Here is a 17,677-nt window from a genome sequence, read left to right on the forward strand (position 1 = left end):
TACTACCCCTATTTTTCATTATTTTCAATTAATTCATTCTCTTCATCTTTTATTCCATGTTTTTCAGGAGTAATAACTCCACCTGAAATTATAAGTTTTACTGCATCATCTATTTTAATATCTAATATATGTACATCTTTAGCATTAGCAATTATAAACATTCCAGATGTTGGATTTGGAGATGTTGGAATAAAAATATTATACATTTTTTCTATCCCTGTTGCTCTCTCTAAAGTTTCATTTTTATCAGCTGTTAAAAATCCTATACTATATATTCCTCTTCTAGGATACTCCACAGCTACTACCTTTTGATAAGTAGTTGATCTATCAGATTTTACAATATCTATTATTTGACTAATTGTTGAATAAATTTGATTAATAAAAGGTATCTTGCCTAAAAATTGTTTTGCTTTTTTTGCAATTTTAGCAAAAAACACAAGTTTCAAAGTAAAACCAACAATACATATAAACATTATCATAGTTATTAAAGATAATATGTATGTCAAAATTTGAAAATAGAAGATATAATCCTCTTCTCCCACAAGATTTAAAATTATATTTTTTATAATTATAGTTACAAAAGAATCATTTAAAACTATTAATACAAGTCCCATTATCCAATTAAAAATATATGCTGTCAATACTAAAGGTAGCAGTGAAAAAAGACCTGCATAAAAATAATTCTTTAAATGTTTAATCATCTAGTGTTTGCTCCTTTTCAATGTATACTTTAGAAACTCTCATTTTATTTACTTCTAAAACTCTTAATTTTACTCCATCTATTGTAAGCTCATCTCCTACACTAGCTACTCTACCAAGCTCAGTGATAATAAGCCCACCTAAACTTTCATAATCATCTGAATCTGGAAGTTTTATATCTAACTCTTTGTCTAAAGTTTCTATATCTATCATAGCGTCTACTTCATAACTATTTTCATCTATTTGAGTTATAAATTCTTCCTCTTCTGTATCAAATTCATCTCTAATTTCTCCAACTATCTCTTCTATCAAATCTTCAATAGTTAGAAGTCCCACTATTCCACCATACTCATCAAGTACAAGAGCAATATGAACTTTCAATGTTCTAAACTCTTTTAAAATCTCTATTATAGATTTTGTTTCTGGTACGAAATATCCAGGTCTTATAAAGTTTTTAATAGGCACATTAGTATTTCCATCTTTTAAGCTATTCATAATATCTTTGATATATAATACCCCTATTATATTATCAATAGTATCTTCATATACTGGAATTCTTGAAAAACCATTATCTATTAACTCATACCAAACATCATCAATAGTCTTGCTTCCTTCAAATGCAAGCATTGATGTTCTAGGTGTCATTACCTCTTTAGCTGTAGTTTCTCCAAACCCAACTATAGAATGAATCATCTCTTTTTCATCCTCTTCTATTACACCTTCAGCTTCACCAACATTTACAAAAGAGATTATATCCTCTTCTGTTATCATCAATGTTTCATCTGTTAAATCAATACCTAACATTCTTCCTATAAATTTAGAAATTCCAATAAGTATCTTAATAATAGGTTTAGCTATAAAACTGAACCAATAAATTATTACTATTACCACTCCAGCTATCTTCAAAGATTGATTTTTAGCTATAATCTTTGGAGTGATCTCTCCAAAAATTAGTATTATTATAGTCATAATAATAGTGGCGATAGCTACAGATTTACTTGAATTTCCCATTAAATTTACAGTTACAACTGTTGCTATTGAAGAAGCCCAAATGTTTACTATGTTATTTCCCAATAATAATCCAGTAAGCATCTCATTTGGATTTTTCAACCATTTTTTTAAAAGACTAACCTGTTTTTCATGCTTCCCATCCTCTAACTTCTCTAAATGAATACTTCTAAAAGAAGTTAAAGCAGTCTCAGAAGCTGAGAAAAAACCTGACAATAAAATTAAACCCACAAGCAACACAATATTTTGATACGTGTCCACTTCTACTCATACACCTTCCTTATTTTTAATAACATTTATTTATTAAGTCACTCTTAGTGACTATTCCAACTAATTTTTCATTTTCTAAAACTAAAGCATAATTATATCCCTTATCCAACATCTCACTTACTACTCCTTCTAAGTCAGCATCTATATCTGCAGTATAGAAGTCTTTTTCCATTATATCTTCAGCTTTAAATGATATAAATTTTTTCATTTTTTCTTTAAACCCTTTGCTATTTGGTAAAGCTATCATTATTTCCCAAAAAGCTATTACTGGTGGCACTGGTGATTTTCCTTGTTTTACTAAAATGTCATCTCTAGTTACTACTCCAACAATTTTCTCTCCATCTAAAACTGGTAATTTTCCCAATCTTTTCTCTTTCATTATTGAAACTATCTCTCCAACTAATGTTTCTCTTGTTATTGTTTGAACCTCTCTATTGATTACATCTCTTACTTTCTTCATAATAACCTCCACCTTTATAATATTATCACATATTTATTTAAAATACAATAATTGTTACCCTTGTATTTTAGTAAAATAATAACATTATATTATACTACAAAACTGGCTTTTTTCATTTAAAATAAAATTAAAACCAGAAAATCTGGTTTTATTTTATTACAAATAACTTGTCTCCTTTTTTAACAAGTTCTCCATCTCCTACTAGGATTTTTACTATAGTACAATTTTTATGTGCTTTTACTTCATTCATTAATTTCATAGCTTCTATTATACATAAAGTTTCTCCTGAAGATACACTTTGTCCCTCAGCTACAAATGGTGGGTTTCCTGGAGCTGAAGATTTATAGAATGTTCCTACCATTGGTGATGTAATAACTTCTCCCTCTACCTCTTCCTTAACTTCCTCTTGTTTTGGAGCTACCTCCTCTTGAACAAAGTCAACAGCTGCTGTAACTGCTGGAGTTTTAGCCACTATAACTTGTTCTGGTTGAACTACTTTATTCTCTTTTTTTAAAGTTACCTTTGCCCCTTCACTTTCAACTACCACTTCATTTAAATTATACTTTTCAATACTTTCTGCTAAGTCCTTTATCATTTTTAAATCTATTTTCATCTTTTCCTCCAATTTTTTAGTTACTTCCTATAATTCTTAACTCTTTTACTCCATCAACTTCAGTTATTCTCTCAAGCATTCCCTCTATTTTTCTTAACATATTTTCTGTTGTTTGGATAGAGATTGTTGATTTTGCTACTCCATCTATAGCTATATTTTGAACTATAGTTAGTATATTCATATCTTCAGTTGCAATGATTTCTAATATCTTAGCAAGTATTCCTGGTTTATCTATAAGTGACATATGAATACTGAATACCTTATCTTTTCCACTTTCAAAAAATGGTTTGATATAATCTTTATATTTGTAGTAAGTACTTCTACTTATTCCTACTTTTTTTATAGCTTCATATTTTGACATTTTGCTATGTTGAACAAGATCATTAACTTTGATTACACTTTGAATAGAGTTAGGCAGTATTCTCTTGTCTACTATGTAAAACTCTCTCTTCCCTGCTGGATCTATTTTTATCTCTTCTAAATCATATTTTTCAGCTTCTTTTTTTTCTGTACCAATTTTCTTTTTATTAGTAATTTTCATTGCTTCTATCCCTCCACAAATATTTATACAAGTTTCTTATTTCTCTTAAATGCAGATAGTGTATTCTTAAAAAGCATAGCTACAGTCATTGGTCCTACCCCTCCAGGAACAGGAGTTATCCAGCTACATTTTGGAGCTACATTTTCAAAATCTACATCTCCAAAAAGTCCCTCTGCTGTTCTATTTATTCCTACATCAATGATAACAGCCCCATCTTTTACCATGTCAGCTTTTACAAATTTTGCTACTCCCATAGCTGCTACAATAATATCTGCCCCTTTTAATTTTTCAGCTAGATTTTTTGTTTTACTATTACATATAGTTACTGTTGCTCCCTCATTTATGAAAAATCCTGCCATAGGTTTCCCTACAATATTACTTCTTCCTATTATTACAACATCTTTTCCTTCTACTTCTAATTCATATCTTTTAAATAGTTCAACTATTCCAGAAGGAGTACAAGGTTTTATAGAGTTTTTATCTCCTAAGAAAAGTAACCCCATATTTTCTGGTTTAAATCCATCTACATCTTTTGAGAAAGCTATTGTTTCAACTACTTTTTTCTCATCTATATGTTTAGGAAGAGGAAGTTGTACTAAAATACCATCTACTTTTTCATCAGCATTTAGATCTCTTATAACATTTAAAAGATCTTCTTCAGTTACATTTTCAGGAAGATAATGTGCAAAACTTTCAAATCCTAACTCTGCACAACCTTTAATTTTAGAATTTACATATATTTTAGAAGCAGGATTTTCCCCTACTAAAACTATTGCTAGTCCTGGAACTTTCCCTATCTTTTCTTTTATTTTTTTAAGCTCTTCTTTTATCTCCTCTTTTATCTGAGAAGAAGTCTTTTTTCCATCTAGTATCATTTAATTAAACTTATCTCCCTTTTTCAAAATATTACCATTTAAAATATCAGCTCCACTTAAAAGCTTTTTATTTTCTGGTTTAACCTCTGTAAGAATAACACTTCCATTACCAGTTTTTACAACTACACCTTTTCCTTTAATTGTATCTACAATCTCTCCAACTTCTCCATCTTCATACTTTTTGAAGTTTTCTTTTACTCCATAGATTTTGAATATCTTATCATCTAACATAGTATAAGCACTTGGAAATGGATTCATTCCCCTTACCATATTAAAAATCTCTCTCTCTGTTAAATTCCAATTAATTTTACAATCCTCTTTTCTAAAAGGTTTTACAAATGTAGCTTCAGAGTGATTTTGAACTGTTCTTGGAGCTTCACCTTTCTCTATTAATTTAACTGCTTCTAGTAATTTTTCAGCTCCTATCTCCATCAATCTGTCATGAAGAGTTAAGAATGTATCCTCATCAGTAATCTCTGTTTCTCCAGTAAGAATAACATCTCCAGCATCTAACTCCTCAGCTATATGCATTATACTTACCCCTGTTTTCTCCTCTCCATGTATCAAAGCAGCATTTATTGGAGCTGCTCCTCTATATTTTGGCAGAAGTGAAGAGTGAACATTTATAATCCCTAATTTAGGTAGTTCTATTATCTCTTTTGGAATGATTTTTCCATAGGCAACAACTACTATTAAATCTGGATTTAACTCTTTTATAAGATTATATGTTTCCTCTGTCTTTAAACTATTTGGTTGATATACAGGGATATTATTAGCTAAAGCATACTCTTTTACAGGAGTATATTTTATCTTCTTCCCTCTCATATTAGGCTTATCAACTTTAGTGAAAGCTCCTATTATATCATACTCTTTATTTAAAATATCAAAACATGGAACTGCAAAATCTGGAGTTCCCATAAATAATATTCTCATTTAATCATCCTTTTTATCTTTATTATTATCTTTATTTATATCTTCTACTATTTCAATAAAAGATTTTATATCTTTGAACTCTTTATATACTGAAGCAAATCTTACATAGGCAACTTGGTCAATTTTTTTCAATTTCTCCATTACCATCTCTCCAAGTTCTTTTGTTGTAATCTCAGCTTTTAAAGAGTTTTGAATATTTTTTTCAATCTCTAGAACAAATGTTTCTAAACTTTCTCTACTTATATTTCTCTTAACTGTAGCAGCGACAAGTCCTCTCATCAATTTATTTCTATCAAATTTGTCTCTTCTTTTGTCTTTTTTTACAACATAAAGAGGAGTTTCCTCTACCTTTTCAAAAGTTGTAAATCTTTTTTCACATTTAATACATTCACGACGTCTTTTGATTGAATACCCGTCCATAAACGATCTACTGTCAATTACTTTTGTATCTTCTGAATTACAAAATGGACACTTCATCTTCCTCACCTATACAGTTTCTTTTTTATTTATACACTCTATTACCTCAGCTGGTGTTTTGCAAGCTAATAGCTCATTTCTAAACTCCTCTTCTCTTATAAGCCTTGATATTCTAGCTAATACTTTTAAATACACTTGGCTATCTTTCATTGGAGAAGCAAAAACAAAAAATATGTTTACACTTTCATTGTCCAATGATTTAAAATCTATCTTCTCTTTACTTATTCCGAAAGCTATTGTCAGTCTATCAGCAGCATCAGTTTTAGCATGTGGAATTGCTACTCCCTTTCCAATTCCTGTACTACCTAATTTTTCTCTTTCAATTAATGCTTTATAAATAACATTTTCTTCATTATGAACATCTGGAGAAACAGCAATAAGATCTGCTAGTTCCATTAAAACATCATCCTTATTTTTTGATTTTAATTTAAGAGATATTAAATCTTCTGACATATAATCAGTAATTTTTACAACATTGATCATTATTCTACCCCCATTAAATAATTTTTTAATTTAAATTCTGTTCCTAGATGAAAGTTTAAATATCTTTCAAAAAGGAGTGTTACATTTTTTATATCTTTTAAAGGATATTCGCCATTGATTATATCTTTTATCCTTTTATTAACAACTTTTTCAATTATCTCTTTCTCTATCTTATTAACTTTATATGAATACCTTTTCTCCTCTTGAAAAAATCCATTTCCTTCAAAGGAGAAAAACTCTCCATTTCCTAAGCTAAAATTTAATCCCTCTTCTTTTACTAAAGTATACAAATAAAAGATAATTAAAATATAATTTTTTTTCATATCATTATTATCTTTTAAAAAATTCAGAGTTTTTTCAGTTATACTAAATAGAGTTTTTTTTCTATTATTTTCAACAAGTATTGAATTTAAAATAGATAGAAAATACAAACTAATATATAGATTCTCTATATTCTCTTTAATCTCTCTGTAAGCATCTAAAGTTAAAATATTAGTCAGTATAAAATTTTCTCCCTTTTTATAAAAGGTAAATTTTGAAAGAGTTAATACATCAGCTGAACTTTGTTCTCTGGTTTTGCTTTTTCTAATTCCCTTTAACAAAACACTTATCTTTCCAAAATTCTCTGTAAAAATTGTAATATATCTATCTGCCTCTCCAAAATCACTTTTATTTATTATTATTCCTCTACAATCAAATAGTTTCATTATTTAGTATAAACTCCTCTTTAGAAAAATTAGGATTTATTTTATACCCTTCTATCTTTATATCACCAATTTTTATATCTTTATCATAAATTTTAAAAGATACTGGTAATAGATACCCATCTACTTTACTAAATTTTTCAAATTTGATTTTTATTCCATCTTCTAAAATCAATTCTCCTATTTTAGAAGCATAGTATTTTTTTCTAAAATCTTCATTTTCCTTTTCCTGTTCAAAGATATAGTTTATAACCTTAATTATTCTATTTTCATCAGCATTTACCTTTTCATGTGTTACTTGTCCAAACAATGGTAAATACACTATTTTTTCATTTTGGTTGTAAATATATATCTCTCCCTTATTCAATTCAGGAATAACTATCTCTTTTTTAATCTTATCTGGGATTTGAAATTTAATATTATATTCTGTTTTTCTATTCTCTTTATTTAATATAATCTCCTCTTTTGTTAAAAATTCAAGAGTTTTTATATCTGAAATACTTTTTTCTTTAGATAAAGTTAATGTTGTCATCAATAAAAAAAGTAAGATTAATAATTTTTTCACTATTTCTCCTTTTCTTCCTTTGGAACTATTACAAGTACTTCATTCAGATTTAAAATATCTAAGTCTGTTTTTATCTTTATACTTCTAAAGATTTGGCTCTCATCTTGGTCAATTTCAGAGATATAACCTACATATAATCCCTTTGGATAGATCTCACTTATTCCAGAAGTATATACCTTTTCTCCTAATTGAAGCGTATTTTCAAAAGTATTTGGCTCAAAATATAGTTCTCCAGTTCCTTCGTCACTACCCTTAGCTATTCCAAGCATCTGACTTTCAGTTAAAACACTTAAATTGAAATTTTCTCCTGTAACCATATCAACTAAAGAGTAATCTTCATAAACTTTACCTATCTTTCCAATAAGTGTCTTTCCTGCTAAAACAATCATATTCTTTTGCATTCCATCTTTTGTACCCAAATTTATATAAAATCTCTCATATAAATTACTTGGACTTCTAAAATTCACTTTGGCTACTCTTAAATCTAAAGGCACTGTTTCTTTCATTTTAAGTAATTCTTGTAACCTTTTGTTCTCTTCAACTAAAGTTTTATTAAACTCTATTGCCATATCTAATTTAACATTTTCATTTTTTAATCTTTTATTTTCTTCTAGAATATGTTTATACTCTGTAACTGCATAAGAAGTTTCTTTGAAATAATTACCTGTATTGTATATAGTTTTTTGAATTGGAAAGAAAATTGTTCCAGCTTCATCTACTACATTATTAATTACACCTCTAAAAAAAAATAAAATTAAAATTATACAAATAAATAAAATAAGTATCTTTGTTTTTTTTCCTGAAGTTTTATCATTTTTTAACATTTAGCTAATTCCTTTATTATTTCAAGTGCTAATCTAGACATCTCAACTAAATCATCTATTTGAATATACTCTTCTGTTGTATGTACTTTTGACATTCCCACAGCTAAGTTTACAGCAACATAACCTTTAGCATTATACACATTAGCATCACTTCCACCACCAGAAGATTTTAATTCACATTTTAAATTGATTTTTTCACAAGCTTTTTTCAAATGATTAATTATTTCTAAATCTTCATTTAATTTAAATCCTGCATAACCTTTTTTTACTTTATTTTCTACTTTAGCTCCAAACTCTTTTGCAACTTCTTCAAAAATATCGTTAGTTTCTTTTAATAGATTATCAAGTTTTTCCCCATCAAAACTTCTAGCCTCATACATCATTGAGATTTCTGGCATAACTATATTTACAGCTTCTCCACCTTTTACTATACCAATATTTGAAGTTGTTTCCTTGTCAATTCTTCCTAATCTTAATTTTGATACAGCATGAGCAGCTACTGTAAAGGCATTTATTCCATCTTCTGGATTTATTCCTGCATGAGCTGGTTTACCAATAATTTTTATCTCTCCCTTTGCAGAATGAGGAGCTTGAACTATTGCTTCCCCTGGTTTTCCACTTGAATCAAGAATATAAGAGAAATCTGGTGAGTATTTTTCTATTTCAAAAGCTCTAGCACCACGTAGTCCTATCTCTTCAGCAATAGAGAAAACAACTATAATTTCTGGATGATCAAGATTATTTTCTTTTATCACTCTAAGCATCTCTAAAATAGCAGCTATTCCACCTTTGTCATCTCCACCTAAAACAGAAGTTCCATCAGTTTTTATAATATTATCTTCTATTATAGGAGTTACTTTGTCACAAGGTAATACTGTGTCCATATGTGAACTAAAAAGAACTTTTTTCTTATTTGGAGCTCTTAATATTCCAACTATATTACCACAATTTCCTCCATTTTCCTTTCCTGCATTATCCTCATAAGCTTCTAACCCTAGCTCTTTTAAAGTCTTTAAAAGATAATCTCCTATCTCTCTCTCTTTTAAAGATGGAGATGAAATTTTTACCATATCTATAAATCTAGAAGTTACCTTCTCTCTATTAACCATCGCTCCTCCTAATAATCCATTTTTTAATACTATCTTTCCTATAATTATAATATATTGTGCTTTTTTTGTAAAGTGTAAGTAGTATATTTTTCTAAATAATTGGAAAAGTATATCATTTTTTTATACTATCCTCTTTTCTTCTATACTAAAAAACTACATTGTCTATCCTAGTTTCCTAAAATATCAAATGTAGCTTAATTTTTATAATCTATTTATGTTAATAAAAAAATACTGAAAAGAAAAAATTCTAATCAGTATTTTTCTAATTACTTCATATATTTTTTTATTTCATCCTTACTAAACTTAAATATAGGCATTCCACTTGAGTATGGAGCAAGATCATAAAGAGGAAATACAAATTTTACACTATCTCCTTCAAAATACATTACAGCATTTTTTATATTTATCTCTGGTTCTTCAAAGAAAATAACCTCATCTCCATTAATATTTTTTACTTTTTCCCTGTTTGCTATGGCATCGTTTATTTTCAACTCAAAATAACTTTTTGCATTTTCATTAAAGAAAGTTTCAAAATTAATAAGTTTTAGATCTTTATCTCCTATATTATATGTTTCTAAAGTTGTATTTCCATGAGCTCCACCAGTATAAGTATAAATTTTTAATAATATTGAAGTTATTCCAAAACTATTTTCCTTTACTTCATAACTCATCTCTGCTTCATAAGGTGTACTTTGTTTTAGATCTTCTGTACTTTCTAAAAGTTCATCTATTATAAGTCTAGCATTTTCTTGTAAAGAAAGATTAAAGTAAGATATATCTTCACTTTGTACATTTGAAATTTGAGGAATAACTAAATTATATTTATAATTATTTGTCGTCCCCTTATACTCTAACTTCTCAATTTCTTTCTCTTTCCCCTTTTCTTTTTCAACACCACAAGCAGTAAATAACAGTATTAATAATATTATTACTCCTTTTAATCTTTTCATTCTTCATCACCCAATTATTTTATTACACCATATAATGTAATCTATTTTTCAAAAAAAGTCAAAAATAGTTTTTTGTAATTAAGCTTTATATATAAACTACAATATATCTAATTAAGCTCAGTTATCTAGCACATCCCTAGTTTTGACAAAGTACCTTTGTTATTTGCGATTATTAGTCAAGTTAAGTTATCTCTATTCTTTTTTAACATCAATTTGACTCCATGTCAGTGAATAAAGAATCCCTATTGCTCATTCCGTTGAAAATGCAAAACTCGCTTCGCAAGCTCCGCTCAAACACATTGCATTTTCTTAACTTCATTTCGCTGAGGGCTTCTAATATTCACTTCTAAATTACGTCAACTTGATGTTAGGGATAATATATTTTTACTTTAATTATTAGGATAATAAATTATAATTTACAATAAAAAAGCTATTTAAATTGACAACTAAAAATATCAACTTAAATAGCTTTCACTTTATTTTATAATTATCTCTCTATATGGTTGAATCTTATATTTTTCCATTGGTAACACTTGATAATTTACTTTTTCAAAATCTATCTTTTTTAAATCTATCTTTCTTATCTCGCTATTATACATAGTTCTATAATAAAACTCTCTATCTGTTTGATTAATTGCAGTAGTCCATTGTGTTGCACTCTCCAACTCTTTCGGAACATCTTTTTTATTTTGATACTCAACTCCTATTGGAATATCAAAATTATTCAATATTTGAAAAGCTTGTGTCACTCCTTTATAGCCATCCTCTGGTGTTGGTGTACTACTTAGATAGAAGAAAGCTCTTACAAATCTTGATGGTGGAGTTATATCTCCAGGTAAACCTAAAGCCCCTGCTCCCATTCCAAATGAAAATAATTTTTGTCCATTTCCATCATAAGTTGCTACACTTCCTGGACGTAGGTGAACATAGTTATTCAAATTAGTTGTATGCCATTGAAAATCTGGTGAGTTTGTTACAACTCCAACTTTATTATCATATATCTTTACTTCACCATTATTTACTATCTCAATAACTATATTATTTCCCTTAGCATCTGATACTCTCCAGTGTGCAGTTGGTGAAACATTTCCATCAGCAAATACCATTACAGGTACTATTCTTATCTTATTAATATTTTCCCTTACCTCATCCACTGTTGAAAAATTAGATAACATCCAGCTTACTAAATTCATATCTGTTATAGATTCATTAGCCTTCTCTGGTAGATATTTTGATAGACTACCATAATGAGGAAAGAAAAACATTCCAGCACTAAGCCCTGCCTCATTAACTCCTTCACCAATATAACTATCATCTACTAAAGAAGCTCCTACAAAACCATAATATCCCTTCCAAGAGTATCCATTTTTACTGTCTGGCATTATAGCTTGGTACTTATAGTTTCTTGGAGAAATAATAATATTACTTTTTAAAACACTTTCTCCCCACTCAATTGTTCTTGCTTGTATCTGTTTATTATCCTTAGTTTTCAAAGTGATCCCAGTACAAGCTTCACTAATTTTTGCAGTTAAAAGCATAATACAACCTAATATTCCTATATATTTCAGCATCCCTTTTCTCCTTTCAAATTTATTTATTTACTATCTCTATTCAAAATTATTTTTCATTTCCTTTATTTATAATTTAATTAGATAGTATGGAGATAATAGAGAATCTAAAAGAGGTTCGATTCCTAAAAAACTTTTAAATTTTTCATATTCATTAAATCTTCTTTTTAGTGACTCTGTATTTACTTTATCTTTTATTCCTCTAATCAAGATATTTTTAGGAGTATGTTCCATATCAATAAACTCCATTACCTGTGTTTTATATCCACATAATTCTAAAGCTTGTGCTCTAAAAGCATCTGTTGCTAAAGATGTATATTTCTCAAATAGTATTCCATGTTTTCCTATTGGCATCTCTTTATCAAAAAATTTACTATTTTTAGTGTTACTCATCTTTTCATTAAACTCATGTTGACAACAAGGTACTGCTAATATAGCCTTAGCATTTAACTCTAACCCTTTTAAAAGAGCATAGTCAGTGGCATTATTGCAAGCATGAAATATCTACATTTTGTAATTTATCAAAATCTTTTATATTTCCAGTAAGGAACTCTAAATTTTCACATTTTAACTCTTTAGCAATATCATTACATTTTTTCATTACATCTTTCTTCAGGTCTAACCCTATTATCTCAAAGGTAAAATTTTTAATATCTTTTAAATAATAATGAAGAGCAAAAGTTAAATATGATTTTCCACAACCAAAATCAACAAATTTTATATGATCTCCTATTAATTTTTTATTTTGTAACTCTCTAATAGTATCATCTATAAATTCAAGATACTTATTGATCTGTCTAAACTTATCATAACTATTTTTAAATACCTTTCCATCTTCTCCCATAACCCCTAATTTAATTAAAAATGGTACTGGAGTTCCATCTTCTATTAGATAGTTTTTCTTTTTATTATGATCTAAATCTTTTAATACCTTTGTATTTTCACTTTTCTTTAAGTTAAAATCTTGCTTTCCCTTTAAAATTTGATAATCTGCTCCATTGACAGAGATTAAAAGTTGTTTAAATTTTTCTAAAATATCTGAAATTTTAATCATAGCTGAAGCAAAACATATATTCTCATGGTAAGCTTTTTTATCTTTAAACTCTTCAAATTGTATAAAAATCTCTTCTTTTATACGTACAGGTTTTAGATTAACCTTTGTATACTCAGATTTTTTATCCACTGGACTTGAAGCAATAGCTTTTATAAATATATTTTTTTCTATACTATCTTTAAAAATATTTTCTATATATTCTTTATTTACTTTCATTTCTACCTCTCTTGTTTTATTTTAAATTCTTTAACTTATACTTAAATATTACCATAGTGAGAATAATATGTCCATTATTTGATTGACAAAAGAAATAAATTATGTTATATATTTAATATAGGGTATAGGGGTATAATGTATAAGGAGGAAATTTATGAATATAAAAGAGTATGATGTCTTAAATCTTGGGTGTGCTGGATGTGCTGCCAAAATTCAATATGAGGGAAATTTAATTGCTGGTGTTATCAATAGTAATTTAGATCTTCAAAAGAAAAAGATGACCCTTGAAGTTGAAAAAGATTTTGACGAAGATAGCTTTTTAGAAAAAATCAATAAAATTGCTGATAAATTAGAACCTGGAACAAAAATTCAAAAAAAATCAATGGAAAAAACAAAAATCTACTCTATTGAAAATCTGCACTGTGCTGGTTGTGCTGCTAAAATTCAAAGTAGTATTACTAATCTACCTGAAGTTGAAAATTGTAATGTTGATATCTATAAAAACCAAATTACTATTGAATTAAAAAGCAGTGTTGATGATGAGTTCTTTGATAGAATAAACACTATTGCTGATAAAATTGAGCCTGGTACTAAGTTTATTAAAATCAATGATGACGATGATGAGATAGATTCAGAAAAAAGAGCTCTAGAAATAGCTAGAGAGGAAGCAAAAGAAAAAAGAGAAAAACTACTTCTTCTAATTGGAGCTGTTCTATTTGTTGCTTCTATCTTTTTAAAACCTTTACCTAATATAAGATTAGCTGTTTCAATTATTGCTTATTTAGTTTTAGGTGGAGATGTTGTTGTAAAATCATTTAAAAATATTACTAAAGGAAATTTCTTAGATGAGAACTTCCTAATGACAATAGCTACTTTTGGAGCTTTCTATTTAGGGGAAACTATAGAGGCTGTTGGAGTTATGTTATTCTACAAAGTAGGAGAATATTTCCAAGAATCAGCAGTTAAAAGTTCAAGAAAATCTATTGAAAAACTTATGGATATTAAACCTGAATTTGCAAATATTAGAAATGAAAAAAATGAAATTGTTCAAGTTTCTCCTAAAAAATTAAGAATAGGAGATACTATAATTGTTAAAGCTGGAGAAAAAGTTCCAGTAGATGGAACTGTTATAAAAGGTGAAAGTAGTTTAAATACAGCTGCATTAACTGGTGAATCATTGCCTGTTGATGTAAGTGTAGGAAGTGAAATTTTAAGTGGTAGCTTAAATGGTTCTGGAGTTTTAGAAGTTAAAGTAACTAAACTTTTCTCAGATTCAACTGTTAGTAAAATTATTGAAATGGTTGAAAATGCTAGTAATAAAAAAGCTGAGTCAGAAAAATTTATTACAAAATTTGCTAGATATTACACTCCAATAGTTGTTTTTACTGCTATAATAGTTGGAATTATTCTTCCTCTATTCTTAGGAAACTTTAACATATGGTTTGGAAGAGCATTAATATTCTTAGTTATCTCTTGTCCATGTGCTTTAGTACTTTCTGTTCCTTTAACTTTCTTTAGTAGTATTGGAAATGCCTCAAAGAAAGGTATCTTAATTAAAGGTGGAAACTACTTAGAAACATTGACTTCTATTAATGCTATTGTATTTGATAAAACTGGTACTTTAACTAAGGGAAAATTTAAAATTGATAAATTAGAACCTATTAATTGTAGCGAAGATAAACTTTTAGAAACTGCTAAAATTGGGGAGTTTTACTCTACACACCCAATTGGAAAAGCTATTTTAAATTATGGTTCAGTAAAAATTGATGAAGATTATATTGAAGGATATAAAGAGATCTCTGGATTAGGAGTTCTTTCATATTATGAAGGAAAAATTATCCTTATTGGAAACTACAAAATGATGAAAGAATACAATATTGATGCTGAAGAAAAACACTATGCTGGAACTGTGTTATATGTTGCTGAAGATGATGAGTTCTTAGGATATATCTATATTTCAGATGAAATTAAAGAGGATTCATTATCTACTATAAATTCTCTAAAAAAATTAGATATTAAAAGCTATATGCTAACTGGAGATAGTAAACTGATTGGAGAGGTTGTTGGAGAGAAATTAACAATTGAAAAGGAAAATATCTTCACTCAGCTTTTACCACAAGATAAGGTTGCAAAATTTGAAGAGATTAAAAATAGTAATAATGGTAAGGTTGCTTTTGTTGGAGATGGTGTAAATGATGCCCCTGTTCTTTCTCTAGCTGATATAGGAATTGCTATGGGAGGAGTTGGAAGTGATATAGCTATTGAAGCTGCTGATGTAGTTTTAATGAAAGATGAGCCATCTAAAATTGTAGAACTTTTAGAGATAGCAAAGCAAAATAAAAAAGTTGTTATTCAAAATATAACATTTGCTCTTGGAATAAAAATTATTGTTATGGTTTTAGGAGTTCTTGGTTTTGCTAATATGTGGATGGCTATTTTCTCTGATGTTGGGGTTTCTCTTTTAGCTGTGCTTAATGCTTCTTTTGGAACAAAAAGAAGATAAATTATAATTTCCAAAAGTAGAGAAGTGCAAACGACTACTACTTTTGAGACGCAGAAGTGAAAGAATAGAACTTCTGCGATATCCATAGTCAGATAAGTGTTACTCTCTCTTTATTCTTTGATATGAAATTTAGCTGACATTTAAAAGAAGTTTAGATATATTATTAAAAAACTGTTGAAATTGATAATAAAATTTCAACAGTTTTATTTTTTACTTATTATATTCTTCTAATGCTCTTCTTAAAACTATCATCGCATTTTCAATATCATCTACATTTGTACAGAAAGAGAATCTAACCTCTTGTTCTCCCTTTCCTTCTGTTTGATAAAATCCAGGTCCTGGAGCTATTAAAAGTGTCTTTCCTTCATATGAATAGTCAGTTAAAAGCCACTTAGCAAATTTTTCAGCATTATCAACTGGAAGCTTTGCAAAAATATAAAATGCTCCCTCTGGTTTTGAACAAACTACACCAGGTATTCTTTTTAAATATCCATATAAAAGATCTCTTCTACTTTTATATTTCATTTTTACATCTTCTATATAGTTTTCCATAGTGTTTATCAAATTTGCTGCTGCATGTTGCTCTATTGTTGATACACACAATCTAGCTTGACAGAATTTTAAAATATAGTTCATTAACTCATGGTTCTTACTAGCTATTAAACCTATTCTAGCTCCACAAGCACTATAGTGTTTTGAAATACTATCTACTAATACAACTCTATCTTTTAAATCTTCAAAATTCATAATAGATGTATATGGAATATCATCATAAACAAATTGTCTGTAAACCTCATCTGCTATAATGTATAAATCATGTTTTATAGCTAGTTCTCCTATCATTTTTATCTCATCAGCAGTATAAACTGTTCCTGTTGGGTTTACTGGATTAGAAAACATAATAGCCTTTGTTTTTGGAGTTATTAAACTTTCTAGCTCCTCTTTAGATGGTAGATGGAAATTATTTTCTATACATGTTGGTATAGGTTTTACTCTTGCTCCTGAAAATATAGAAAAACTAGAATAGTTTGAATAGAAAGGTTCTGGAACTAATACTTCATCCCCTTCATTACATATACACATTAAAGTGAATAGTATTGCTTCACTTCCCCCTTGTGTTATTAAGATATCCTCTTTTTCTAAATTTATTCCACTCATTTTATAACTTTTTACAAAACTTTCTATCAGTTGTGGAATCCCTCTTGAATCTGAATATGTTACTATTTTCTCCTTGTAGCTATGCAGACCTTCAAAGAACGAATCAGGAGTAACTATGTTAGGTTGTCCTATATTTAGCTTATATACTTTAATTCCTTTTTTAGCTGCTTCATCTGCAAGGGGAATCAACTTTCTTATTGGTGAAAAATTCATTTCTAATGCTCTATTTGATATATTCATACTCTGTCCCCTCCGTTACTTTTTTTTATTAACTTTTTTCATTTTATCATATATAACAAAAAAATTCTATAAAAATTATACACTGATACTAAATAAGTAATTAATAATATATATTCTAGCCCTTTAAGGTTAAATAAAAAAGACCCCGCAAGGGGTAAAAGGTTACTATTTTCTGTTAAACCACCACCAAATAAAAATACATAGAACTATAAAAGTTCCAGTATTAAAATTGATAGTTTGAATGTTTACAGTCATAGTAGACCTCCTCAGTGTGTATTATCTACCTTGCTTAAGGGCAGAATAAAAGCCGTAAACGAATTTACGGCTGATATTCTAAGCTTAATTAACACACTGAGAAGATCCCCTCCCACCTATGCGGGTAGGTACCTTTCACTTAAATTATAACTTTTTTATTATAAAAAGTCAA

At 28.3% G+C, this 17,677-nt stretch carries 17 protein-coding genes and 1 pseudogene; 1 reads left to right on the top strand and 17 read right to left on the bottom strand.

Annotated features, from left to right (window positions below; all coding sequences use genetic code 11):
* Positions 1 to 8: 8 nt before the first annotated feature.
* The 16 genes and pseudogenes from I6E31_06135 to I6E31_06210 form a co-directional block, all read right to left on the bottom strand.
* Positions 9 to 701 (bottom strand): DUF502 domain-containing protein, encoded by a 693-nt coding sequence (locus I6E31_06135; GenBank protein ID MCF2639552.1) that lies wholly within the window; start codon positions 699 to 701, stop codon positions 9 to 11.
* The gene (locus I6E31_06140) at positions 694 to 1,968 is read right to left on the bottom strand and encodes an HlyC/CorC family transporter (protein MCF2639553.1); all 1,275 of its coding nucleotides are present in this window, start codon (positions 1,966 to 1,968) and stop codon (positions 694 to 696) included. Before I6E31_06140 ends, I6E31_06135 begins: the two co-directional genes overlap by 8 nt.
* A 25-nt stretch (positions 1,969 to 1,993) precedes the next feature.
* A complete protein-coding gene (locus tag I6E31_06145) occupies positions 1,994 to 2,437 on the bottom strand; it encodes a CBS domain-containing protein (GenBank protein ID MCF2639554.1) in 444 nt (147 codons plus the stop codon).
* A 148-nt stretch (positions 2,438 to 2,585) separates the two neighbouring features.
* Positions 2,586 to 3,050, bottom strand: coding sequence for an acetyl-CoA carboxylase biotin carboxyl carrier protein (accB, locus tag I6E31_06150; GenBank protein MCF2639555.1), 465 nt, complete (start codon positions 3,048 to 3,050; stop codon positions 2,586 to 2,588).
* Between the two features lie 16 nt (positions 3,051 to 3,066).
* A complete protein-coding gene (locus I6E31_06155; GenBank protein ID MCF2639556.1) occupies positions 3,067 to 3,516 on the bottom strand; it encodes an ACT domain-containing protein in 450 nt (149 codons plus the stop codon).
* 98 nt (positions 3,517 to 3,614) lie between these two features.
* Positions 3,615 to 4,466: a bifunctional methylenetetrahydrofolate dehydrogenase/methenyltetrahydrofolate cyclohydrolase FolD gene (gene folD, locus I6E31_06160; protein MCF2639557.1), complete on the bottom strand. Its 852-nt coding sequence runs from the start codon at positions 4,464 to 4,466 to the stop codon at positions 3,615 to 3,617.
* Entirely contained in the window at positions 4,467 to 5,399 is a 933-nt protein-coding gene (locus tag I6E31_06165) for a methionyl-tRNA formyltransferase (protein MCF2639558.1), read from the bottom strand.
* Complete coding sequence (gene nrdR, locus I6E31_06170) at positions 5,400 to 5,876, bottom strand: transcriptional repressor NrdR (GenBank protein ID MCF2639559.1); 477 nt, start codon at positions 5,874 to 5,876, stop codon at positions 5,400 to 5,402.
* A 9-nt stretch (positions 5,877 to 5,885) separates the two neighbouring features.
* The gene (locus tag I6E31_06175; GenBank protein ID MCF2639560.1) at positions 5,886 to 6,359 is read right to left on the bottom strand and encodes a PTS sugar transporter subunit IIA; all 474 of its coding nucleotides are present in this window, start codon (positions 6,357 to 6,359) and stop codon (positions 5,886 to 5,888) included.
* Positions 6,359 to 7,066, bottom strand: a complete 708-nt coding sequence (gene recO, locus I6E31_06180) for a DNA repair protein RecO (GenBank protein MCF2639561.1) — start codon at positions 7,064 to 7,066, stop codon at positions 6,359 to 6,361. The genes I6E31_06175 and recO overlap by 1 nt, the downstream gene beginning before the upstream one ends.
* Entirely contained in the window at positions 7,053 to 7,628 is a 576-nt protein-coding gene (locus I6E31_06185; GenBank protein ID MCF2639562.1) for a hypothetical protein, read from the bottom strand. Before I6E31_06185 ends, recO begins: the two co-directional genes overlap by 14 nt.
* Positions 7,628 to 8,452, bottom strand: a complete 825-nt coding sequence (mreC, locus tag I6E31_06190; protein MCF2639563.1) for a rod shape-determining protein MreC — start codon at positions 8,450 to 8,452, stop codon at positions 7,628 to 7,630. The genes I6E31_06185 and mreC overlap by 1 nt, the downstream gene beginning before the upstream one ends.
* Positions 8,446 to 9,561, bottom strand: coding sequence for a M20/M25/M40 family metallo-hydrolase (locus I6E31_06195; GenBank protein MCF2639564.1), 1,116 nt, complete (start codon positions 9,559 to 9,561; stop codon positions 8,446 to 8,448). The genes mreC and I6E31_06195 overlap by 7 nt, the downstream gene beginning before the upstream one ends.
* Before the next feature lie 266 nt (positions 9,562 to 9,827).
* Positions 9,828 to 10,511 carry a DUF3298 and DUF4163 domain-containing protein gene (locus I6E31_06200; protein MCF2639565.1) on the bottom strand — a complete coding sequence of 228 codons (684 nt, stop codon included), beginning with the start codon at positions 10,509 to 10,511 and terminating at the stop codon, positions 9,828 to 9,830.
* Positions 10,512 to 10,987: 476 nt separating this feature from the next.
* Positions 10,988 to 12,082: a choloylglycine hydrolase family protein gene (locus I6E31_06205; GenBank protein ID MCF2639566.1), complete on the bottom strand. Its 1,095-nt coding sequence runs from the start codon at positions 12,080 to 12,082 to the stop codon at positions 10,988 to 10,990.
* A 66-nt stretch (positions 12,083 to 12,148) separates the two neighbouring features.
* Positions 12,149 to 13,349 (bottom strand): annotated as a pseudogene (locus I6E31_06210) (SAM-dependent methyltransferase).
* A gap of 154 nt (positions 13,350 to 13,503) precedes the next feature.
* On the opposite strand from I6E31_06210, the gene cadA reads away from it, so the two are divergent.
* Entirely contained in the window at positions 13,504 to 15,852 is a 2,349-nt protein-coding gene (cadA, locus tag I6E31_06215) for a cadmium-translocating P-type ATPase (protein MCF2639567.1), read from the top strand.
* A 210-nt stretch (positions 15,853 to 16,062) separates the two neighbouring features.
* Here the strand turns inward: cadA and I6E31_06220 are convergent, their stop codons facing one another.
* On the bottom strand, positions 16,063 to 17,250 hold the full coding sequence (locus tag I6E31_06220; protein MCF2639568.1) for a pyridoxal phosphate-dependent aminotransferase: 1,188 nt from the start codon (positions 17,248 to 17,250) through the stop codon (positions 16,063 to 16,065).
* Positions 17,251 to 17,677 lie beyond the last annotated feature (427 nt).

The organism is Fusobacterium varium (genome assembly GCA_021531615.1).
Lineage (GTDB): Bacteria > Fusobacteriota > Fusobacteriia > Fusobacteriales > Fusobacteriaceae > Fusobacterium_A > Fusobacterium_A varium_C.